Annotated in this window: 16 protein-coding genes and 1 pseudogene; 10 read left to right on the top strand and 7 right to left on the bottom strand. The window is 71.7% G+C overall.

The genetic code is table 11. The features are described from left to right. Window positions 1-80 precede the first annotated feature (80 nt). The gene (locus ABZ562_RS32105) at window positions 81-890 is read left to right on the top strand and encodes a DeoR/GlpR family DNA-binding transcription regulator (protein ID WP_361486362.1); all 810 of its coding nucleotides are present in this window, start codon (window positions 81-83) and stop codon (window positions 888-890) included. Window positions 891-961: 71 nt separating this feature from the next. Here ABZ562_RS32105 and ABZ562_RS32100 read toward each other — a convergent pair. Beyond that, window positions 962-1,150, bottom strand: a pseudogene (locus tag ABZ562_RS32100) (FAD-dependent oxidoreductase); the annotation flags it as partial. 26 nt (window positions 1,151-1,176) lie between these two features. On the opposite strand from ABZ562_RS32100, the gene ABZ562_RS32095 reads away from it, so the two are divergent. Both ABZ562_RS32095 and ABZ562_RS32090 read left to right on the top strand, forming a co-directional pair. Next, the gene (locus ABZ562_RS32095; RefSeq protein WP_361486360.1) at window positions 1,177-1,596 is read left to right on the top strand and encodes an IclR family transcriptional regulator C-terminal domain-containing protein; all 420 of its coding nucleotides are present in this window, start codon (window positions 1,177-1,179) and stop codon (window positions 1,594-1,596) included. Window positions 1,597-1,823: 227 nt separating this feature from the next. Next, a complete protein-coding gene (locus ABZ562_RS32090; protein ID WP_361486357.1) occupies window positions 1,824-4,520 on the top strand; it encodes a carbohydrate-binding protein in 2,697 nt (898 codons plus the stop codon). 37 nt (window positions 4,521-4,557) lie between these two features. Here ABZ562_RS32090 and ABZ562_RS32085 read toward each other — a convergent pair whose 3' ends face one another. Then, the gene (locus ABZ562_RS32085; RefSeq protein ID WP_361486355.1) at window positions 4,558-5,502 is read right to left on the bottom strand and encodes a LysR substrate-binding domain-containing protein; all 945 of its coding nucleotides are present in this window, start codon (window positions 5,500-5,502) and stop codon (window positions 4,558-4,560) included. Window positions 5,503-5,630: 128 nt separating this feature from the next. Between ABZ562_RS32085 and ABZ562_RS32080 the strand changes: the two genes are divergently transcribed. After that, window positions 5,631-6,512 carry an alpha/beta hydrolase gene (locus ABZ562_RS32080; protein WP_361486353.1) on the top strand — a complete coding sequence of 294 codons (882 nt, stop codon included), beginning with the start codon at window positions 5,631-5,633 and terminating at the stop codon, window positions 6,510-6,512. Window positions 6,513-6,595: 83 nt separating this feature from the next. On the opposite strand, the gene ABZ562_RS32075 is transcribed toward ABZ562_RS32080, so the two are convergent. Next, on the bottom strand, window positions 6,596-7,363 hold the full coding sequence (locus ABZ562_RS32075) for a hypothetical protein (RefSeq protein WP_361486350.1): 768 nt from the start codon (window positions 7,361-7,363) through the stop codon (window positions 6,596-6,598). A gap of 137 nt (window positions 7,364-7,500) precedes the next feature. Here ABZ562_RS32075 and ABZ562_RS32070 point away from each other — a divergent pair, with 137 nt between their 5' ends. Further along, a complete protein-coding gene (locus ABZ562_RS32070; protein WP_361486348.1) occupies window positions 7,501-8,007 on the top strand; it encodes a DUF664 domain-containing protein in 507 nt (168 codons plus the stop codon). An 81-nt stretch (window positions 8,008-8,088) separates the two neighbouring features. Next, window positions 8,089-8,850: a metalloregulator ArsR/SmtB family transcription factor gene (locus ABZ562_RS32065; RefSeq protein WP_361486478.1), complete on the top strand. Its 762-nt coding sequence runs from the start codon at window positions 8,089-8,091 to the stop codon at window positions 8,848-8,850. Between the two features lie 24 nt (window positions 8,851-8,874). On the opposite strand, the gene ABZ562_RS32060 is transcribed toward ABZ562_RS32065, so the two are convergent. After that, complete coding sequence (locus tag ABZ562_RS32060; RefSeq protein ID WP_361486346.1) at window positions 8,875-10,143, bottom strand: MFS transporter; 1,269 nt, start codon at window positions 10,141-10,143, stop codon at window positions 8,875-8,877. Beyond that, complete coding sequence (locus tag ABZ562_RS32055) at window positions 10,143-10,844, bottom strand: pentapeptide repeat-containing protein (protein ID WP_361486344.1); 702 nt, start codon at window positions 10,842-10,844, stop codon at window positions 10,143-10,145. Before ABZ562_RS32055 ends, ABZ562_RS32060 begins: the two co-directional genes overlap by 1 nt. Window positions 10,845-11,035: 191 nt before the next feature. On the opposite strand from ABZ562_RS32055, the gene ABZ562_RS32050 reads away from it, so the two are divergent. The 4 genes from ABZ562_RS32050 to ABZ562_RS32035 are packed head-to-tail and all read left to right on the top strand — an operon-like array spanning window position 11,036 to window position 15,214. Then, window positions 11,036-12,088, top strand: a complete 1,053-nt coding sequence (locus ABZ562_RS32050; RefSeq protein WP_361486342.1) for a LacI family DNA-binding transcriptional regulator — start codon at window positions 11,036-11,038, stop codon at window positions 12,086-12,088. Between the two features lie 24 nt (window positions 12,089-12,112). After that, a complete protein-coding gene (locus tag ABZ562_RS32045; RefSeq protein WP_361486339.1) occupies window positions 12,113-13,393 on the top strand; it encodes a sugar ABC transporter substrate-binding protein in 1,281 nt (426 codons plus the stop codon). A 10-nt stretch (window positions 13,394-13,403) separates the two neighbouring features. Further along, complete coding sequence (locus ABZ562_RS32040) at window positions 13,404-14,390, top strand: sugar ABC transporter permease (RefSeq protein ID WP_361486336.1); 987 nt, start codon at window positions 13,404-13,406, stop codon at window positions 14,388-14,390. Further along, a complete protein-coding gene (locus ABZ562_RS32035; protein ID WP_361486334.1) occupies window positions 14,387-15,214 on the top strand; it encodes a carbohydrate ABC transporter permease in 828 nt (275 codons plus the stop codon). The genes ABZ562_RS32040 and ABZ562_RS32035 overlap by 4 nt, the downstream gene beginning before the upstream one ends. 12 nt (window positions 15,215-15,226) lie before the next feature. Here ABZ562_RS32035 and ABZ562_RS32030 read toward each other — a convergent pair whose 3' ends face one another. Next, the gene (locus ABZ562_RS32030) at window positions 15,227-18,190 is read right to left on the bottom strand and encodes a glycoside hydrolase family 2 TIM barrel-domain containing protein (protein ID WP_361486331.1); all 2,964 of its coding nucleotides are present in this window, start codon (window positions 18,188-18,190) and stop codon (window positions 15,227-15,229) included. Continuing rightward, a complete protein-coding gene (locus tag ABZ562_RS32025; protein ID WP_361486328.1) occupies window positions 18,190-19,044 on the bottom strand; it encodes a carbohydrate ABC transporter permease in 855 nt (284 codons plus the stop codon). Before ABZ562_RS32025 ends, ABZ562_RS32030 begins: the two co-directional genes overlap by 1 nt. Window positions 19,045-19,047 lie beyond the last annotated feature (3 nt).

The raw sequence follows: 19,047 nt of genomic DNA, 5'->3' as shown, positions 1-19,047 counted from the left end.
GTCAAGGGCCGTGCTGCAGCTTCTTGCGGTAAGGTGCGAGAATGTGCGGTGTTGCGCAGGTCGAGAAGGGGGAGCACACGATGACGTCAGCTGAGGGGACCCGGGCGGCGAACCTGCCCGCGCGCCGCCGGGCCGACCTCACCGCCTTCATCCAGCAGCGTGGCCAGGCCACCATCGGGGAGCTGGCGAAGGAGTTCGCCGTCTCGGTGGACACCGTACGGCGTGACCTGGACCATCTCGCGGCGCGCGGCCTGGTGGCGCGCACCCACGGCGGGGCGGTGCCGGGCGGCGAGCTGGCCACGGCGGACAGCCCGGTGGCGGACCGGATGAACGAGCGCCGGGAGGCCAAGGAGGCCATCGGGGCCGCCGCCGCCCGTCTGGTGCGGGACAACGAGACGCTTCTGGTCAACGGCGGCACCACGGTGCTCTCGGCGGTCGCCGCGCTCGGCGGCCACCGGGGGCTGACGATCGTCACCAACAATCTGCGAGTCCCGGGCATGGTCCCGGTTCAGGCGCTGCGCGATCTGTTCGTCCTCGGCGGCGGCTGCCGGACCTCCGCGCTGGTCACCATCGGCCCGATCCGCTTCCCCGACACCGCCGGGGTGAGCGCGGACACCGCCCTCATCGCGGTGGGCGGGGTCAGCGCCTCGGGGCTTTCGGTGTCCAGCATCCCGGAGGCGCAGATGATCCAGGAGATGATGGACTCCGCGTCCCGGGTCGTGGTGCTGGCGGACTCGGCCAAGTTCGAGCGCCGGGCGCTGGCCCGGATCTGCCCGCTCAGCCGCATCGACGTGCTGGTCAGCGAGCGCCCGCCGGGCGATGAGCTGGCCCGCACCCTGGAGCGGGCCGAGGTCGCCCTCGCCGGTCCGTACCTCCCCGAAGACGGCTGACCCCGCCGGGCGCGCGGCGCGGCGGGGTGCCAGGGGGCCAGGGGCGCCCGGGGTTGCGGGACGCCCGGGGATCACATGAGCCGGTCCTTGGCCTTGTAGTACGCCCCGGCGAAGGGCAGGAACCAGGCCGTCCCGTTACAGAAGGGCACCGGGATCTTCGGGAAGCCGATGCCGCGCAGCGGGTTGGCCTCCGGGTGGCCGTCCATCACCTCGGCCATGGCGCGCCCCATGTACGTGGCCATCTGGACGCCGTGGCCGCAGATCGCGGCCCGAGAACACGGTGGTGATGGAGGCCACCAGCACGCTGAGCGACAGCGCGGCGGGCCACTTGCTTCAGGTCGGCGACACCTCGCCGATGCACGCCACGGCCACCGGCCACGCGGTCCCCGCCCTTCTCCCCGCCGACGAGGTCGACGAGGTCATCGCGGACGGCCTGGCCCGCTACGGGGACGCCACCATCACCGATCCGCACGAGTTGCGCGCGGAGCTGGAGCGGGTCCGGCGGGACGGGTACGCCGTGAACCGCGATCAGTACCTGCCCGACGTCTGCGCCATCGCCGCGCCGATCGTCGCGGGGAGCGGAGCCCCGGTGGCCACCGTCGCCATCTCCATGCCCGACTCCCGCTACGACCCGCACGAGGTGGACCGGTCGGGGCGGCTGGTGGCCGACACGGCGGCGGAGATTAGCGCCCGTCGTTTCGAGTGATGTCCGTGATGTCCGTGATGCCGGTAGACATCCGGGCCATATTCGGCGAGTGAATAGCTCTTTGTCAATAAATCTATTTACCGAAAGAGGCACCCGTGGACGGGGAAGAGACATCGGATCTGTCGCGCGGGATTTCCGCGCATGCTGCCTAGAATTCGCCTCTTTCCGTTGACCTCATCCGATGTTTCTCCTAGGTTTCGGTCGACCCTGAACTCTGGAGGCGGTAGATGAGATCCACGCTCAGGCGCATTTCCCTGGCCGCCGTCGCGGCCATGGCCGTCCTCACCGCGGCACTGCCGGGCACCGCGACGGCGCAGGGAGGGCAGGGGCAGCAGGGGCGTACGTACCACGTCGCCACCTGGGGCTCCGACCGGGGCGGCGGCAGCGAGCGCCATCCCCTGCGCACCATCGGCCGCTGCACCGACCTGGTCCGGCCCGGGGACACCTGTCTGATCCACCGCGGCGACTACCGCGAGCGGGTCGCCCCGCCCTCGGGCCGCGCGGGCGCCCCGATCACCCTCGCGGCGTACGGGGACGGACCGGTCACCATCGACGGGACGCGGACCGTGACCGGCTGGAAGGACGCGGGCGGCGGTCTGGTGGCCGCCGATGTCGGCCTTCCGCTCGCCCGCGACGAGAACGCGCTGTTCCTCGACGGCGGCCGCGCCATGGAGGGCCGCTGGCCCAACTCCGGCCCCGATCCGCTCAATCCGTCCTGGGCGGTCGCGGAGCGCACCTCCACCGACCAGCACATCGACGACCCCGATCTGCCAGGCGGCGACTTCACCGGCGCCACCGTCCATCTGTGGGCCGGGTCCAACCCGTGGAGCCAGCAGACCGGCACCGTGACCGCCACCTCGGACGGCGCCCTCGATTTCAAGGGCGGCAATTACCGCTGCACCCCGCTGTGCATGGGGAACCAGAACTACCGCAACTATTACCTGGTGGGCGCGAAAGCCACCCTCGACCAGCCCGGTGAGTGGTATTACGACACCGGCGAGAAGCGGCTGTATCTGGTCCCGCCCAAGGACGGCATGGCGGGCCACACGGTGACCGCGACATACGAGAAATGGGGCCTGGACCTCTCCGGCAGCTCCCATGTCACCGTCCGCGGTCTCGGGGTGTGGGGCACCTCGCTGCGCACCGGGGAGAAGAGCACCGGTGTGCTGGTCGAGGGGTTGCGGGCCCGCTACATCTCCGAGTTCTCCACCCTGCCCATGCCGCGCGACGACGAGCTGGCCATCCCGCCGGGCGAGGGCCACATCGTCGCCTCCCGGGTGCTCGACTCCGGCGTCCAGATCCTCGGCACCGGCAACACGCTGCGGGACAGCGACATCGGCTACTCCGCGGGGACCGGGGTGCTGCTGCGCGGCAGTGGCAACACCGTCACCAACAACTACATCCACGACGTGGGCTGGATGGGCAGCTACACCCCCGGCATCGAGATCAACGGCAGCGGGCAGACCGTCACCCGCAACACCGTCCGGCGCACCGGCCGGGCGAGCATCGACACCGCCTGGCAGCTGAACGGCGTGCCGTTCCACGACAACCGCATCGCCTACAACGACCTGTCCGAGGCCATGCGCACCTCGCGCGACGGCAGCCCCTTCTACGTCTGCTGCAACCTGGACGCGACCGGTACGAGCGTCGACCACAACACCGTCCATGACGCCGACGGCCAGGTCGGCTACTACATCGACAACTCCTCCAGCCGGTTCCTGCTGCACCACAACGTGGCCTACAACACCGGCAACCGTGCCACCTTCTTCAACGGCCACAGCGGGGTCAGCCTCGGCAACCGCGACCACAACTCGTCGTACGGGGCGGGGGTTTCCACCGCCGTGCGGCTGAGCGGCGCGACGGACGCCAGCGGCACGTACGTCAGCAACGTCGTGGCGCTCGGCCCGATGGAGATCTCCGGACCGGGCGATCCGGCCCCCGTCGTCCGCAACAACCTGCTGCCACCGGCCGATCCGCGGTACACCGACACCCGCAACGGCGAGCTGTGGCCCCGCGCCGGGTCCCCCGCCATCGACGCGGGCGAGACGGTGGACGGGGTGACCACCGGGGTGCGGGGTGCCGGTCCCGATCAGGGCGCGTACGAGTACGGGGCGCCCATCTGGTCGGCCGGATGCGACCTTCCGGGGTGTGAGTCGCGGGTGCGCAACGACGGCTGGAAGGCCACGTTCTCCGGCGGCGGTGACGCCTCCACGGCCGTCGACGGGGTGCAGACCACCCAGTGGAAGGCGGACACCGCCCAGGCCGCCGGGCAGTCCCTCACCCTGGACCTGGGCGCGGCGAAGACCTTCTCCCGGCTGGCGATCGACGCCGGACTGGACGCCACGGGCCACCCCCACGGCTTCACGGTGTCCGTCAGCCGCGACGGCCACGACTGGGGCTCCCCCGTCGCCCGCGCCGCGGGCCGCTCCTTCACCCAGGACGCGGTCTTCGCGCAGCGCACGGCCCGCTACGTGCGGATCGAGCTGACCGCGGCCGGTGACGTGCCGTGGGCGGTGAACGAGATCCGGCTGTACGCGGACGGGCCGGACGCCGCCGCCACCCTGCAGGCCGAACGGGCTCAGGTGGTGCGCGGTGGCGAGCGCGGCGACGCGGCCACCGGCGTGCTGGGCTCCGGCGGTCTGCTCGGCTTCCGTCAGGTCTCGTTCGGCGCGGACGCCCCCGGCCGGCTGACGGTGCGGATGGCGTCGGCCGGCTGCGGCGGCTGTGCGCTGCGACTGCGGCTGGACGGACCCGAGGGCCGCGTGGTGGCGACGCTGCCGGTGCGGGACACGGGCGGCACGGACCAGTGGCGGGAGCGGTCGGTGCGGCTGGCGCGCGAGGTGACGGGCACCCATGATGTGTACCTCGTCGCGTCGGGTGCGCGGAAGGTGGCCGCGGTGGACTGGCTGACCGTGCGCGACTGAGAGCGGAGCTTCGCCGGAGCTGGAGCGTCCGGGCCGTTCAACGGCGGCCGAGGCGCTCCAGCCGCTCCAGCCGCTCGTTCACCCCGGGGCACAGCTCCCGGGCCGTGTCCAGGAAGGCCGCCAGGGCCGGAGAGCGGTCCTGGGCGCGGAAGGACATCACCAGATCCGGCAGTTCCACGCGCGGACTCATCTCGCACACCCAGGTGCCGGGCCGCGCCGCCACCCGCAGGCAGGCCGGGCCGAGCCCCACCCCGACCCCGCACGAGGCCAGCCCGATGATGGTGTGCACATCGCGGGCCTCGGTGACCCCGCCGCCCGGCGCGGCCGCCCCGGCTCCGTCGCCCAGCAGCGCGTCGAGCCATCCGGCGACCACCGGCTCCTCGTCCTGGGGCGCCACGATCAGATGCTGCCCCTTCAGCTGCTCGACGCTCACCTTCGGCTGCCCGGCAAGGGGATGGCCGGCTCCGACGACCGCGACCAGGTGGTCCCGGCCGACCGTGACCGACACCAGGTCCTCGGCACCGGCTCCCCGGGGCGCGCCACGCCCGATGGCGATGTCCAGCTCACCGTCGAGCAGGGCCGCCGCCGACCGGCAGGTCGACATCTCCTGCAGGCCCAACCGCACCTCGGGGCGTTCGCGGACGAACCGGCCGAGCAGGGACGGCAGCAGCTCCAGGAGCGCCGAGCCGATGAAGCCGAGCCGCAGACAGCCGATCTCGCCCCGGGCGGCCCGGCCCGCGTCGGACGCGGCGGCCGACATCTCGGCCAGCGCCCGGCGCGCCCTGGCCAGGAACGCCTCGCCCGCGGCCGTCGGGAACACCCCGCGCGCCGTACGGTCGAAGAGCCGCGCCCCCAGTTCCCGTTCCAGCGCGGCGATCTGCTGGGACAGCGGGGGCTGGGCGATCCCGAGGGAGGCGGCCGCCCGCCCGAAGTGCTGGTGGTCGGCCAGGGCCAGGGCGTACCGCAGGTGTCGTGCTTCCACCGGGCGATCATATCGAGGAGATATCGGCAAGCCACTCATGAGATATGGCCGTGGATAGCGCCCTGGCGCCGAGGTGGACTCTCGTCATGGGCAAGGGCCGCTCCCGGCCAGGAAAGGTGGTTTCACCGATGATTTTCGACCACGACGGAGAATCCCTCCGCACGAACCGTGCCACCGTCAACGGAACGAGCCTGCACTATCGGACGGGCGGATCCGGTCCGGCGGTGGTGCTGCTGCACGGCGTGCCCAAGACGGGCTACCACTGGCGCCACCTCGTGCCGAAGCTGACGCCGCGGCACACCGTCGTCGTCCCCGACCTGCGGGGCCTCGGTGACTCCGCCCGTCCCGCGGGCGGCTACGACTCCGCGACGATGGCCGACGACATCGCGGCGCTCATGGCACACCTCGGGCACGCGAACTACAGCGTGATGGGCGAGGACTGGGGAGCGGTGATCGGCTACCAGCTCGCCGCCCGGCACCGGGATCAGGTCACCTCGCTGGTGTTCGCCGAGGCACTGTTCCCCGGCTTCGGCTTCGAGGACCACACCGCGCTCACCGAGGAGAACGTCTCGACAGGGATGCACCTATGGCATCTGGGCTTCTATTTCCAGCCGGACGTACCCGAGATGCTGATCGCGGGGCACGAGCGCGAACTGATCACCTACATGATCAAGAACGAGCGCAGCCACCCCGACACCGCCACCCCCGACGCGGTCGAGGAATACGTGCGCTGCTACTCCCTGCCCGGCGGCATCCGCGCGATGCTCTCGATCTACCGCGCCATGCTCGTCGACGCCGAGCAGAACCGGGAGGCGGCGCGGAAGAAGCTGGACATCCCGGTGCTGGCGCTCGGCGGTTCGGCGTTCATCGGCGACCGGAACGAGACGCAGATGCGGCTGATGGCCCACGATGTCACCGGTCATGTCCTCGACGCCGGGCACGACCTCGCGGAGGAGGTGCCGGACGAGGTGGCCGCCGTGGTGCTGCCCTTCCTGGCCGGGCGGGGCTGAGGGCACCGTGAGCGCGAGGCCGCCACCCGCCGGGCCCCGGCTGGTCGACGGCCGGCCGCTCCTGCCCCCTCGCCCCGCCGGTGTCACTCCGGCCGCTGGTCGTACTCCTGGGAGATGACCTCGGTCCGCCGGGTGGCGGGGTCGACGCGCACCGTGTCGAGCCCCAGGGTGTCGAGCCGGCTGATCTCGTCCGCCTCCGCCACCGGGTCCAGGACGCGCAGGGCGATGGCCGGTTCGTCGTCACCGATCGCGGGCTGCTTCTCGAGCAGCGCCTTCATCAGCCGGTCCGCGGTGCCCTCGGGCGCCTGCGAACCGACGGCCATGTGCAGCATCAGCTGCTCCATACCGCTCTCGTTCCACCGGGCGTGCCCGATCCACACCGCGTGCACCTCGGGGAAGTCCAGCAGCCGGTCGCGCAGCGCGTCCCGCAGGGCCACCGCGCGCGGATGGGTGGACCGGCCGAGGGTGAGCGTACGGTCCTCCGGGAGCCGCTGGCCGCGCTGCTGGAGGACCTGGTGCAGCAGGGGCATGGGGATCCCGGCATAGCCCCCGGGAGAGAACACCGAAAGGGTCGCCACCTTGGTCTGCCGCTCGATGTCCAGCAGCCGCGCCACATCGCAGTGCACCGCCCCGGCGGACTGCGGAAGCCGCTCCCGGCAGCACTCTTCGCTGGTGTATCCGGGCAGGCTCGGGCCACTCCCCTCCATGCCCACGAACATCACCGAGCCGTTCGCGTCCACGGGCACGAGCACCCCGAAGTCGACGATGGCGTTGAGCAGTTGTTCCCCTTCGGTCCGGGCGGCCTGGCGGTCGAGTATGTCGGCGAGTACCGGGTTCCCTGTTGTCGTCACACACCCGAGCATAGAAGGCGGTCCATCCAGGTGACGACCGCCGGGTTCCCGGGCGCCGCCGCCGGGTCGCGTCCCCGCCGGGGCGGTGTGCGGATGCCACCATGAGCGGGCGGGGACGACGAGCGAGGGAGCCGCTCATGAAGAGCGCAGATCTGCTGGCAGACGCCTTCGGCCGGGTGCGGGAGGCCGTGCACGAGGCGGCCGGTGGGCTCACCACCGACGAACTGGCCGTGCGTCTGAACGACGGCGCGAATTCCATCGCCTGGCTGGTGTGGCATCTGACCCGCGTCCAGGACGACCACATCTCCGAGGTCGCCGGCGCCGAACAGGCCTGGACCACCGACGGCTGGTACGAGCGGTTCGGGCTGCCGTTCCCCCCTGAGGCCACCGGCTACGGTCACCGGGGCCGGGACGTGGCCAAGGTCCTGGCACCGGCCGATCTGCTCATCGGCTACCACGACGCCGTGCACGAGCGGACGGACGACTACGTACGCGGGCTGCGCAACGCCGATCTCGACCAGGTCGTGGACGAGGCGTGGACCCCACCGGTGACCCTCGGGGTGCGGCTGATCAGCGTCATCGAGGACGACCTGCAGCACGCGGGGCAGGCGGCGTTCGTCCGGGGCGCGCTCGCCAGGCGCTGAGCAACGCAGACCCCGCGACCGGGTTCGGCGGGCATTGACATGCAGGCGTTTGCCTGCATAACGTGAAGCGTGAGTTCGGAGATGGACAAGGTCTTCAAGGCGCTGGCCGACCAGACCCGCCGGTTTCTGCTGGACCGCCTGCATGAGCGGGGTGGTCAGACGCTCGGGGAGCTGTGCGAGCGCCTGGCGATGACGCGGCAGTCGGCGACGCAGCACCTGGGGGTCCTGGAGGCTGCCAACCTGGTCAGCGTCGTGCGCCGGGGGCGGGAAAAACTGCATTACCTCAACCCTGTCCCCCTTCAAGAGGTGCAGGAGCGGTGGATCGACAAGTTCGAGCGCCCCCGGCTGAGAGCGCTCGGCGCGGTGAAACGACAAGCGGAGGACGCCATGGCCGAGAGGCCGACGTACAGCTACGTCATCTACATCGAGAGCACCCCGGAGAAGGTCTGGCACGCGCTGACCGACGCCGACCTCACGGCCGCGTACTGGGGCCACAGCAATGTGTCCGACTGGCAGCCCGGATCACCCTGGGAGCACCGGCGCACGGACGGCAGCGGCATCGCCGACGTCGTGGGCACCGTGGTGGAGAGCGTGCCGCCCGAGCGCCTGGTGACCACCTGGGCGGCCCCCGACGCGGAGCCGGCGAGCGGCCCGTCCCGGGTCACCTTCGAGATCGAGCCGCACGAGGAGATCGTCCGGCTCACCGTGACCCACGAGAACCTGGCCGACGAGGCCGAGCGCCGGCAGGCGGCCGGTGGCTGGGCGGCCGTGCTGTCCAACCTCAAGTCCCTGCTGGAGACCGGAAGCCCGCTGCCGCGCGAGCCCTGGCGGGTGGGGAGCTGAGCGAGGACCGCCCGGGGGCGGCCGTCATCCGGCGGCCGCCCCGGGGGCGCGCTGTCGGATCGGGGTGCACGCCCCGACCGCCACGATGAGCAGGAACAGGACGGCGGAGCCGAGCAGCGGCCCGCGCACTCCGAACCGCGCCACCAGCGCGGTGAGCGCGGCGGCGCCGAGCGGGGCGAGCGAGTTGTGCAGCGTCCAGAAGGCGGAGGTGACCCGGCCGAGCAGATGGTCCGGGGTCACCGCCTGGCGCAGGGACATCGAGGAGATTCCCGCGAGCGCCATGCCGAACTGGTAGCACAGCACCGTCACCGCCGTAGCCCAAACGGTGGTGGACCGGGAGAGCATTCCCAGGGCCAGCCCGCACAGCGTGTACGAGCCCAGCCAGCACACGCCGAAGCCCCAGGTCCGGCGCAGCACCGGGATGAGCACGGCGGCCAGCACGGTCCCGGCCCCCGCCACGCCCATCACGACGCCGACCGTCCGGTCGCCCGCGCCCAGCCTCTCCCGTATCTGGTAGATGAAGACGTCGGTCATGCCCAGACCGAGCAGCGAGACGCCGGTGAGCAGCACGGTGAGCCAGCGCAGCACCGGCGACCGCCACAGGAAGACGAACCCGGCCAGGAACTCCCGCTTCGCTCCTCGCCACCCGGTGGCCGCGGCGGACGGGGCTGCCTCTGGTGCGGCCGCCGCCCGGAAGCGGATCAGCGAGAGCGCGAGGGCGGAGGCGGCGAAGCCCGCCGCGTCGACCGCGATGGCCGCGGTCGGCCCGAGCAGCCCGGACAGCCCGCCCGCCAGCATCGGCCCCACGATGAAGGCGATCGCGTTCGTCGTCTGCAGCCGCCCGTTGGCCTCGATGATCCGCTCGGGGTCCACCAGATTGGGTACGGCGGCGACGTACGTGACCTTGAAGACCATGTCGAAGACCGCGGCCGCCGCCATCACCAGGTAGAGCAGCCAGACCTGCGGCCCGGCCACGGCCCAGCTGACGGGGATGAGGGCGAAGAGCGCCACCCGGACCACATCGCACACGATCATCAACTGCCGCCGGGGCAACCGGTCGACGAGGACACCCGCGAACAGGCCGGTGACGATCGACGCGGCGCCCGCGACGGCCGTCAGCAGCCCCATCTGGGCGATGGACCCGGTGGCGTTCAGCACCAGCAGCGGCAGGGCCACCAGGGCGAAGGCGTTGCCCAGCTCGGACAGGGTCTGCCCGCACCAGAAGACGGTGAAGTCGCGGTTGGCCCGTAACGGGGCCGGCTTCGCGGCGGCCTCCTCCGTCGCGCCCGCCATCACGCGCCCCGGCGTCGCCGCTTGGCGGTGCCGGGCCTCAGGGCGGTACCGCTGTCTTGCACCGTGACGCCGAGGGCCTGGGCGAACCGCGGTGCCAATTCCAGCAGTTGACCGCCGGTGATGGTGGCCCCGCGCAGCGCGTCGACCCCTTCGGTGATGCCCAGCCGGGCGGCGTCGCGCAGATCGACCCGGGTCATGCGCGCGTCGCCGCAGCGCACACCGTCCAGCGTCGATCCGGGGAAGGAGACGTCCGTCAGCTTCGCTCCGCCGAGGTCGGTGTCCCGCAGGAGGCAGTCCGCGAAGGTGACCTCCCGCAGCTCGGTGCCGCGCAGATTGACCGATTCGAACTTGCAGCGGTGGAAGGTCACGCGGTGCATCACCGTGCCGAACATCTCCAGTCCGGCGAGTACGCAGCCGATCAGCTCACCGTCCAGCCAGTCGCCGTCCGCCAGGTCGGAGCCGACCCAGCGCACTCCGTCCAGCCAGACATCGTTGAAGCGGGCCCCGGAAAAGCGGCCGCCGGTGAAGCTCACCGCGGAGAAGGCGGATTCGAGGAATCGGGCCTGCCCGGCCTCGGCCCCCTCGAATTCCCCGCCGTCGAAGTGGACGGTGTCGTAGTCCCCCTCCACGGTCAAGGTGCCCTCGAACGGGCGCAGATGGCTCGCGTACGGCAGGTCGTCGAGCTGACGCGGGGCTGACATGGCGAATCCTCACTTCCGAAGGCACCACCGGCCCGGGCGCGCGGTGGGCGAGATCGATGGTGCCATCAACTTCTGCGTTCCCGACCGTTGACATGTGGTGTGGGCCACTCCTACGTTCAGGCAAGCCGGTTCGGGTCTCCGGCATCCCTTCGATATTTCGAACGCACGGATCTCCCGAGAGGTACGCGTCAGTGGTGTCGAACCGGTTCGACCAGCAACCGCCGCCCGTCAACATCGGCGAGATCGCCCGTCTCGCCGGGGTGTCGCGCAGCACGGTCAGTTACGCGCTCAGCGGCAAGCGGCCGATCTCCGACCGGACCCGGCAGCGCATCCAGCAGGTCATCGAGGACCGGGGCTTCCAGCCGAACGCCAGCGCCCGCGCGCTGGCCCACGGCCGCACCCGCACCCTCGGGCTGGTCTTTCCGACCGTCAGCCGCCGCTACACCGATATGCAGCTGGACTTCATCAACAGCGTCGTCGACGCCGCCGCCGCGCACGACCACGACATCCTGCTCTCGCGCAGCGACGGCGACGGCGACGATTCCTTCCGCCGGCTGGTCGGGGAACGGCGGGTCGACGGCGCGCTGCTGATGGAGATCCGGTCGCCGGACTCGCGGGTGGAGCGGCTGGTCCGCTCGGGCTTCCCGTTCGTGTCCATGGGGCACACCGAGCACACGGACCAGCTGTCCTGGGTCGATCTGGACTTCGCGGAGCTGACCGCCGCCTGCGTGCGCCATCTGGGGCGGCTCGGCCATCGCCACATCGCGCTGGTGGGACGGCCCCGGGAGCTGTACGACGCCGGATACGTGCCCGCGCACCGGGGGCAGGACGGCTTCCTGCGGGCCGTCCGTGAACTCGGGCTCACCGGCGAGGTCCACCACTGCGGCGACGACGCCGCCTCCGGCCAGGCCGTGGTGGCGCGGCTCCTCGACCGGGACCCGCGCACCACCGCGATCGTGACGCTCAACGAGGCGGCGCTGGTGGGCCTGTACCGGGGCCTCGGCCTCGCGGGCCGTTCCGTACCCGGGGACTTCTCGGTGACCGGAGTGGCGGCGGCCCGCTGGGCGGAGGCCGTCACCCCGATGATGACCGGCGCCGACGTGCCCTCCGATCTGATGGGCCGGCTCGCCGTCGATCTGCTGCTGGAGCGGCTGGACGACCCGGCCGCGGCGCCCCGGCAGCATCTGCTCGCCCCTCCGCTCACCCCGCGTGCCAGCACGGGACCGGCACCGCACCGCAACTGACCGACTCACCCCTCGGAGACGCACATGGCCAACCGAGCCAACAGGCCCCCGGCTACCGCGGAGAGAAGTCCTCTCGGCCGCCGCTCCTTCCTGCGGATATCGGGCTCCGGGCTGCTCGCCGCGGGGCTGGGCGGCCCCCTCACCGCCTGCGGCGGCGGGGGCGGCGGATCTTCGGCGAAGAACCTCGTCTGGTGGGACTACCTCGTCGAGGACGCCCGTCAGCCCGGCATCAAGGCCCTGATCGCCGGCATCGAGAAGAGCGTTCCGGGGCTGAAGATCACGAGGAGGACCTTTCCGTACGCCGAGCTGGAGCCCGCGATCATCAAGGGGGCCGCGTCCGGCGATCTGCCGGACCTGGCGATCATCGACAACACCTCGATGAACTCCCTCGCCCCGCAAGGGCTGCTCACCGACCTCACCGACCGGGTGAAGGAGTGGGGGCAGGCCGACGCGTACTACAAGGGCCCGTGGAGCAGCGGCGTCGTGGACGGCAAGACCTACTCGGTCCCCAACAACGCCAACTGCCTGGCCCTCTACTACAACACCGAGCTGCTGGAGAAGGCGGGCGTCACACCGCCGAAGACCTGGGACGAGCTGTCGGCGGCGGCGCGCGAGCTGACCCGGGGCAGCACCTTCGGGCTGGCGATGAGCGCGATCAGGACCGAGGAAGGGGTCTTCCAGTTCCTGCCCTTCCTGTGGTCGGCCGGCGGCGATCTGGACACCTTCGCCACCGGCGGCGCCACCGCGCTCGGTTATCTGGGGGATCTGGTGAAGGCGGGCGCGCTGTCCCGGCAGTGCGTGGGCTGGACCCAGCAGGACGTCAACACCCAGTTCACCTCCGGCCGCGCGGCCATGCAGATCAACGGGCCGTGGCAACTGCCCGGCCTCAAGCAGCAGTCCAAGGTGAAGTGGGGCGTGGTGCCCATCCCGGTGGACAAGGAGCCCGCGAGCTGCCTGGGCGGGGAGAACTGGGTGATCCTCAAGACCAGCGGCAAGGCCGACCAGGCGTGGCGGGCCATCGAGTACAGCCAGCGGAAGAAGCCCCTGGCGGCCTATCTGGGGTCGGTGGGGCTGCTGCCCGCGCGCAGCGACATGGCGGACAGCGGCGACTGGGCCACCGACCCCACCCTGAAGGTGTTCGTGCGGGAGTTCGGCAACGCCCGGCCGCGTTCGTACGGGGAACACTATCCGCAGATGTCCCAGGCCATGGCCGTGGCGTTGCAGGCCACCCTGACCGGCAGCTCCTCCCCCGGGGCCGCCGCGAAGAAGGCGGCGGACGCCATCACGCCGAAGCTGTCGAAGTAGCGGGGCCGCGATGACCACGCACAGCACACCCGGCACACAGGTGAAGGTCCGGGAGCCGGTGGTGTTCACCGGCCCGGCGGCGGGCGGTGGCCGGCGGCGCGGCGGCTCCCTCGCCACGCGCCGCACCCGGGCCGGATACGGCATGTCGGCGCCCGCGCTGCTCTTCCTGGGCGCGACCATGCTGTTCCCGCTCCTCTACAACCTCTGGACCTCGGTCCACCAGGTCGAGATCGGTGATCTGGTCACCGGCGACTGGGCGTACAACGGCACCGACAACTATGACGCGGTGGTCTCCGAGGGCGCCTTCTGGCACGCGGCCCGGATCTCCCTGCTGTTCACGGCCGGTTCGCTGGTCTTCCAGTTCACCATCGGCTTCGCGCTGGCGCTGCTGTTCGTACGGCGGTTCCCGCTGGCCGGGCTGTTCCGGGGGCTGATGCTGGTGGCGTGGCTGCTGCCGCCCATCGTCAGCGGCACCCTGTTCCGCTGGATGCTGGACGCCGACTCGGGCGCGTACAACGAACTGCTGCGCACCGTCGGGCTGGACGCGCTGGCGCACAACTGGCTGACCGACCCGGCCACCGCGCTGCCCGGTGTCATCGCCGCCAACGTGTGGGTGGGCGTGCCCTTCAACATGCTGCTGCTCCTGGTCGGGCTCCAGTCCATCGACCCCGCCCTCTACGAGGCGGCGGCCATCGACGGCGCGGGGCCCTGGCAGCGGCTGCGCCACCTCACGCTGCCGCTGATGCGGCCGGTGGCGGCGGCGGTGCTGCTGCTCGGCCTGGTGTACACCTTCAAGGTCTTCGACCTGGTCTTCGTGCTGACCGGCGGCGGCCCCGTCGACTCCACGACCGTCCTCCCCCTCTACGTCTACCAGTCGGCGTTTCTGCTCTTCCAGCTCGGCCGGGGCGCGGCGGCGGGCACCCTGTTGCTGCTGGTGCCGCTGCTGGTGGCCGTGGCGTACGTACGCCGGCTGCGCAAGGAAGGAGCCGCCGCATGACCCGCCCCCGCCACCCCTGGCTGCTCACCCTGGCCGCGGGCGTCATCACCGCCTTCTTCCTGCTGCCGCTGTACTGGATGATCGCCACCTCCCTGAAGCGGCCCGACGAGGTGCTCAGCTCGCCGCCGCAGTGGTTCCCCTCCCCGCCCAGCGGCGAGAGCTATGCCCGGGCGCTGGACAAGCCGATGCTCGGGCAGGCGCTGCTCAACAGCGTGGCGATTTCGCTGGGCGTGGTGGCGCTGACCCTGGTGCTCGCGGTGCCGCTCACCTACGCCGTGGCGCGCATCCGGATGCGCGGTTCGGCGGCGATGGTGCTGTCGCTGCTGGTGGCGCAGCTGCTGCCGAGCATCGTGCTGGCCGCCCCGCTGTTCATCGTGCTCCGGGACGCGGGGCTGAACAACACGCTGCTGGGCCTGGTGATCGCGGACACCACCCTCACCCTGCCCTTCGCGGTGATCGTGCTGCGGCCGCTGGTGCGCGCCATGCCCGCCGAGATCGAGGAGGCGGCGCTGGTGGACGGCTGCGGACTGCCGGGGGTGCTGTGGCGGATCGTGCTGCCGGTGATGCGGCCGGGGCTGATCGCGGTGGGCGCCTTCTCCTTCCTGCTCGGCTGGGGCGAGTTCGTGTTCGGCATCACCGTGAACAGCGACCCCGAGGTGCAGCCGGTCACGGTGCTGCTGAACACGTTCGTCGGCCAGACCGGCACCGCGTGGGGCCCCCTGATGGCGGCCGCCACGATCGTCAGCGTGCCGGTGGTGTGTGTCTTCGCGATGCTCCAGCGGTTCATCGTGGGCGGACTCACCGCCGGAAGCGTCAAATCCTGACCTCCACCGGCGTCACCGCCGGTGGAGGGTCCAGGCCCAGCGGTACGTGCCCGCCCCCAGCCGGTAGCGGGGCAGGGTGTCCGGACCGCAGGCCGCCGTGCCCAGACCGCGGTGCGCGGCGTCCAGGTGCACCACGCACCGCGGCCGGGGCACCAGCTCGTCGTGGTGGGTGGCGGCGGTCAGATCGGCCGCCCGGTAGCGGGTGACGGACACCTGCCGCGGCCGGTCCAGCCGTACCGCCAGCCCGCCGTCCGCGTCGGCCGACAGCAGCGAGAAGCCGCGCACCCCGTGCCGTCCGCCGCTCTCCTGTGGCCGGAGGTACGGGGTGAACAGCCGGTCGACCCGGGCGCTGTGGTGGCCGACCGGCCCGCCCGCGCACCGGTCCGGATACGTCTCCCAGGGGCCCTGGCCGTACCACTCCATGTGGTCGAGGCCGCACACCGTCTCGAAGACCGTGCCCACGCGCGCCGCGTCGGTCAGGCCCTCGGGAAGGTCGGCCGTCTCCTCCACCAGCAGGCCGCCGTCGGGCAGCGGGGTGAAGACCTGGAGGTGTTCGACGGTGCCCGCGGCGGTCGGGTACGCGCTGCGCACCAGGGTCCGGGCGCCGTCGCGGTCGACCGAGCGCGGCTCCCGGGTCAGCCGGTCCAGGCCCAGCGCGCGCCAGTGGTCGGCGGCGCCGCCCAGCACGTCGTTGTCGGTGGGCGCGCGCCACAGGCTGAGCACGGGCGGGGAGGTCAGCAGCGGATGGCGCAACAGCCCCTGGGCATCGACCGTGGCGGCCGGGACGGCCGGTCCGGAGGCGGTGACGGCCCAGGGCGCGGGCCGCTCACGGAGCCGGATCTGCGGGGTGCACACCTCGGTGCCGCGCGGCGCCCAGGGTTCGTCGCCGCGGGTGGTGACCCGCAGCGTGAGCCATGCCTCGCCGCCGTCCGCCGGCAGCCGGTCCACCAGCTCGGCCGGAAGGGCGAGGCGGGCCGACTCCCCGGGCGGGAGCGCGGCGGGCAGGGTGGCCGGGGCGGTACGGGTGCCCGCGTCCTCCAGGGACAGTCGCCACTCGGCCGTCAGCCAGGACAGGTCGCGGAAGTGCTGGGCGTTGGTGAGGCGCACCGAGCCGTCCGGTTCGCGCGACAGCCGCACGGGCGCGGCGAGTTCACGGTGTTCGTACAGCGCGGGTTTCGGGGTGCGGTCGGGGAAGACCACTCCGTCCGCGCAGAACACGCCGTCGTTCGGGGTGTCGCCGAAGTCGCCGCCGTACGCCCAGCGGTGGCCCTCGGCGGCCACCCCGTGGGCGTACGCGCCCACGCCGCCGCGACCGGCGGGGCGGCCGTCGGACAGCCGCTGGAGGATGCCGTGGTCCCAGAACTCCCAGATGAAGCCGCCCTGGAGCCCGGGGGTGGTCTCGATGGCGGCCCAGTGGTCGGCGAGGGTGCCGTTGCTGTTGCCCATGGCGTGCGAGTACTCGCACAGGATGAGCGGCTTGATCTGCTCGCCGGAGGTGGCGTGCGCCACGATCTCGTCCAGCGAGGCGTACATCGGGCAGACGATGTCGCTCGCCACCTCCGGCGAGGCCCAGCCGGTCTTGGCCGCGCCCTCGTACTGGAGCGGACGGGTCGGATCGTAGCGCCGCAGCCAGCCGGCGGCGGCGTCGTGGTTGGCGCCGTAGTCGCTCTCGTTGCCCAGCGACCAGATGACGACACTCGGGTGGTTCTTGTCCCGCAGCGCCATGCGCGCGACCCGGTCGGTGAAGGCGGCCAGGTAGCGCGGATCGTCGGCGATCTCATGGGCGTGGTCATGGCTCTCGATGTTCGCCTCGTCCACCAGGTAGAGGCCGAGTTCATCGGCGAGGTCCAGGAGCGCGGGGTCGTTGGGGTAGTGCGAGGCGCGGACGGCGTTGAAGCCGAAGCGCTTGATGGTCTCCAGGTCGGCGCGCATCTCCGCGGGGGTGACGGTGCGCCCGGTGAGCGGGTGGAAGTCGTGCCGGTTGACGCCGCGGATGAACACCCGCTCGCCGTTGATCAGCAGATCCCGGCCCACGACCGCGACGGTGCGGAAACCCACGCGGTGGTGCGAGGTGTCGGCGGTCGTCCCGTCGGGACGGTGCAGCGTCACGGTGAGCCCGTACAGCTCGGGCGTCTCGGCGGACCAGGTGCGGACCCCGGGTACGGCCAAGCGCAGCCGCGTCTCGCCGAGGAAGTCCGAGACCCGGGCCTCCTCGGCGCACCAGGCGGCGTACTCCTCGTCCACGGCCAGCTCCCCGACCCCGTCGAGGTGGGCCGAGACCCGCCATCCGGCGGGCAGCGCGCCGTCGGCCGAGCGCACCTGGACGTCGACCCGCAGCCGGCCGTCCGCCGGGGCGGTGATCCGCACATCGGCCAGGTGCAGCGGGTCGGTGGCGTAGAGGAGGACCGGCCGGGTGATGCCGCCGTGCCACCACTGGTCCTGGTCCTCGATGTGCGAGGCGTCGGACCACTTCACCACGGTCAGCCGTACGGTGCCGGTCGCCCCGGGGCGTACCGCGTGGCTGATGTCGAACTCGCTCGCGAGGTGGGAGTCCTTGGCGATCCCCACCGGACGGCCGTCCACCTCGGCGAGCAGCACGCTCTCCGCGGCGCCGACCCGCAGGACGATGCGGCGGCCCGCCCACGCTTCCGGGACGGTGAACTCCCGCTCGTGCACTCCGGTGGGGTTGTCGGCGGGGGTGTGCGGCGGGTACTGCGGCCAGGGCATCCGCGCGTTGGTGTACCAGGGGACGTCGCCGGTGTCCTGGGTGGTCCAGGGGCCGGGGACCTCCAGCCGGGTCCAGGCGCCGGTGGGCTCGGCGGTGGGCGCGGGCAGCAGCTGGAAGCGCCACGGGCCGTCCAGGGAGAGGCTGCCCGGCACGCGGTCGACCGCGTGCATCGGCAGCCGCCGCCAGGACGTCAGCTCGGGGGACTCCCACGGCCGCAGCTCTCCCCACATCTTCGCGTGCGCGGCCATCAGCGGATGGCCCCCTTGCCGAGGTCCGCCATGATCTGGCGGGCGCCGATGAAGAACACCACGAGCAGCGGGAGCAGCGCGAGCAGCGCCCCGGCCATCACCATGCCGTAGTCGGTGGTGCCATGGACGCTGTTGAGCTGGGACAGCGCGACCTGGAGCGTCACATGGTCGGGGTTGATCAGCGCGATCAGCGGCCAGGCGTAGTCGTTCCACTGGCCCATGAAGGTGAAGATGCCGAGGAAGGCGAGGCCCGGCCGGACCACGGGCAGCGCCACGTGCCAGTACTGCCGCAGGAAGCCGCAGCCGTCGAGCCGGGAGGAGTCCATCAGCTCGTCGTGGATGGCGCCCTTCATGTACTGGCGCATCCAGAAGATGCCGAAGGCGTTGGCCGCGGCCGGTACCACCAGGGCGGTGAGGGAGCCGATCCAGCCCAGCTTCGCCATGATGACGAACTGCGGGATGGCCTGGAGCTGGGCGGGCACCATGAAGATGCCCATCATCACGACGAACAGCACCCGGCGGCCGGGGAATTCGTACTTGGCGAAGACGAAGGCCGCGAGCGAGTCGAAGAAGAGCACCAGGAAGGTCACGGAGACCGCGACGATCAGGGTGTTGGCCATCGAGCCGAAGAAGTCGATGTTCTGGAAGAGATGGCGGACGTTCTCCAGGAAGTGCGAGCCCGGCAGCAGCTTCGGCGGGAACTGGAAGATCTCGGTCGACGTGCGGGTCGACATCACGATGGTCCAGTAGAAGGGGAAGAGCGAGACCAGCACCCCGGCGAGGAGCGAGATATGGAGGCTCAGCCCTCGGGCGCGTGTGCCCTTCATGCCCCTCACACCTTTTATACGCTGCATGAC

It is taken from the genome of Streptomyces sp. NPDC019937 (assembly GCF_040631655.1).
Lineage (GTDB): Bacteria > Actinomycetota > Actinomycetes > Streptomycetales > Streptomycetaceae > Streptomyces.
Note: the sequence above shows the minus strand (reverse complement) of the source record. Positions and strands in the feature narration are given on the sequence as shown.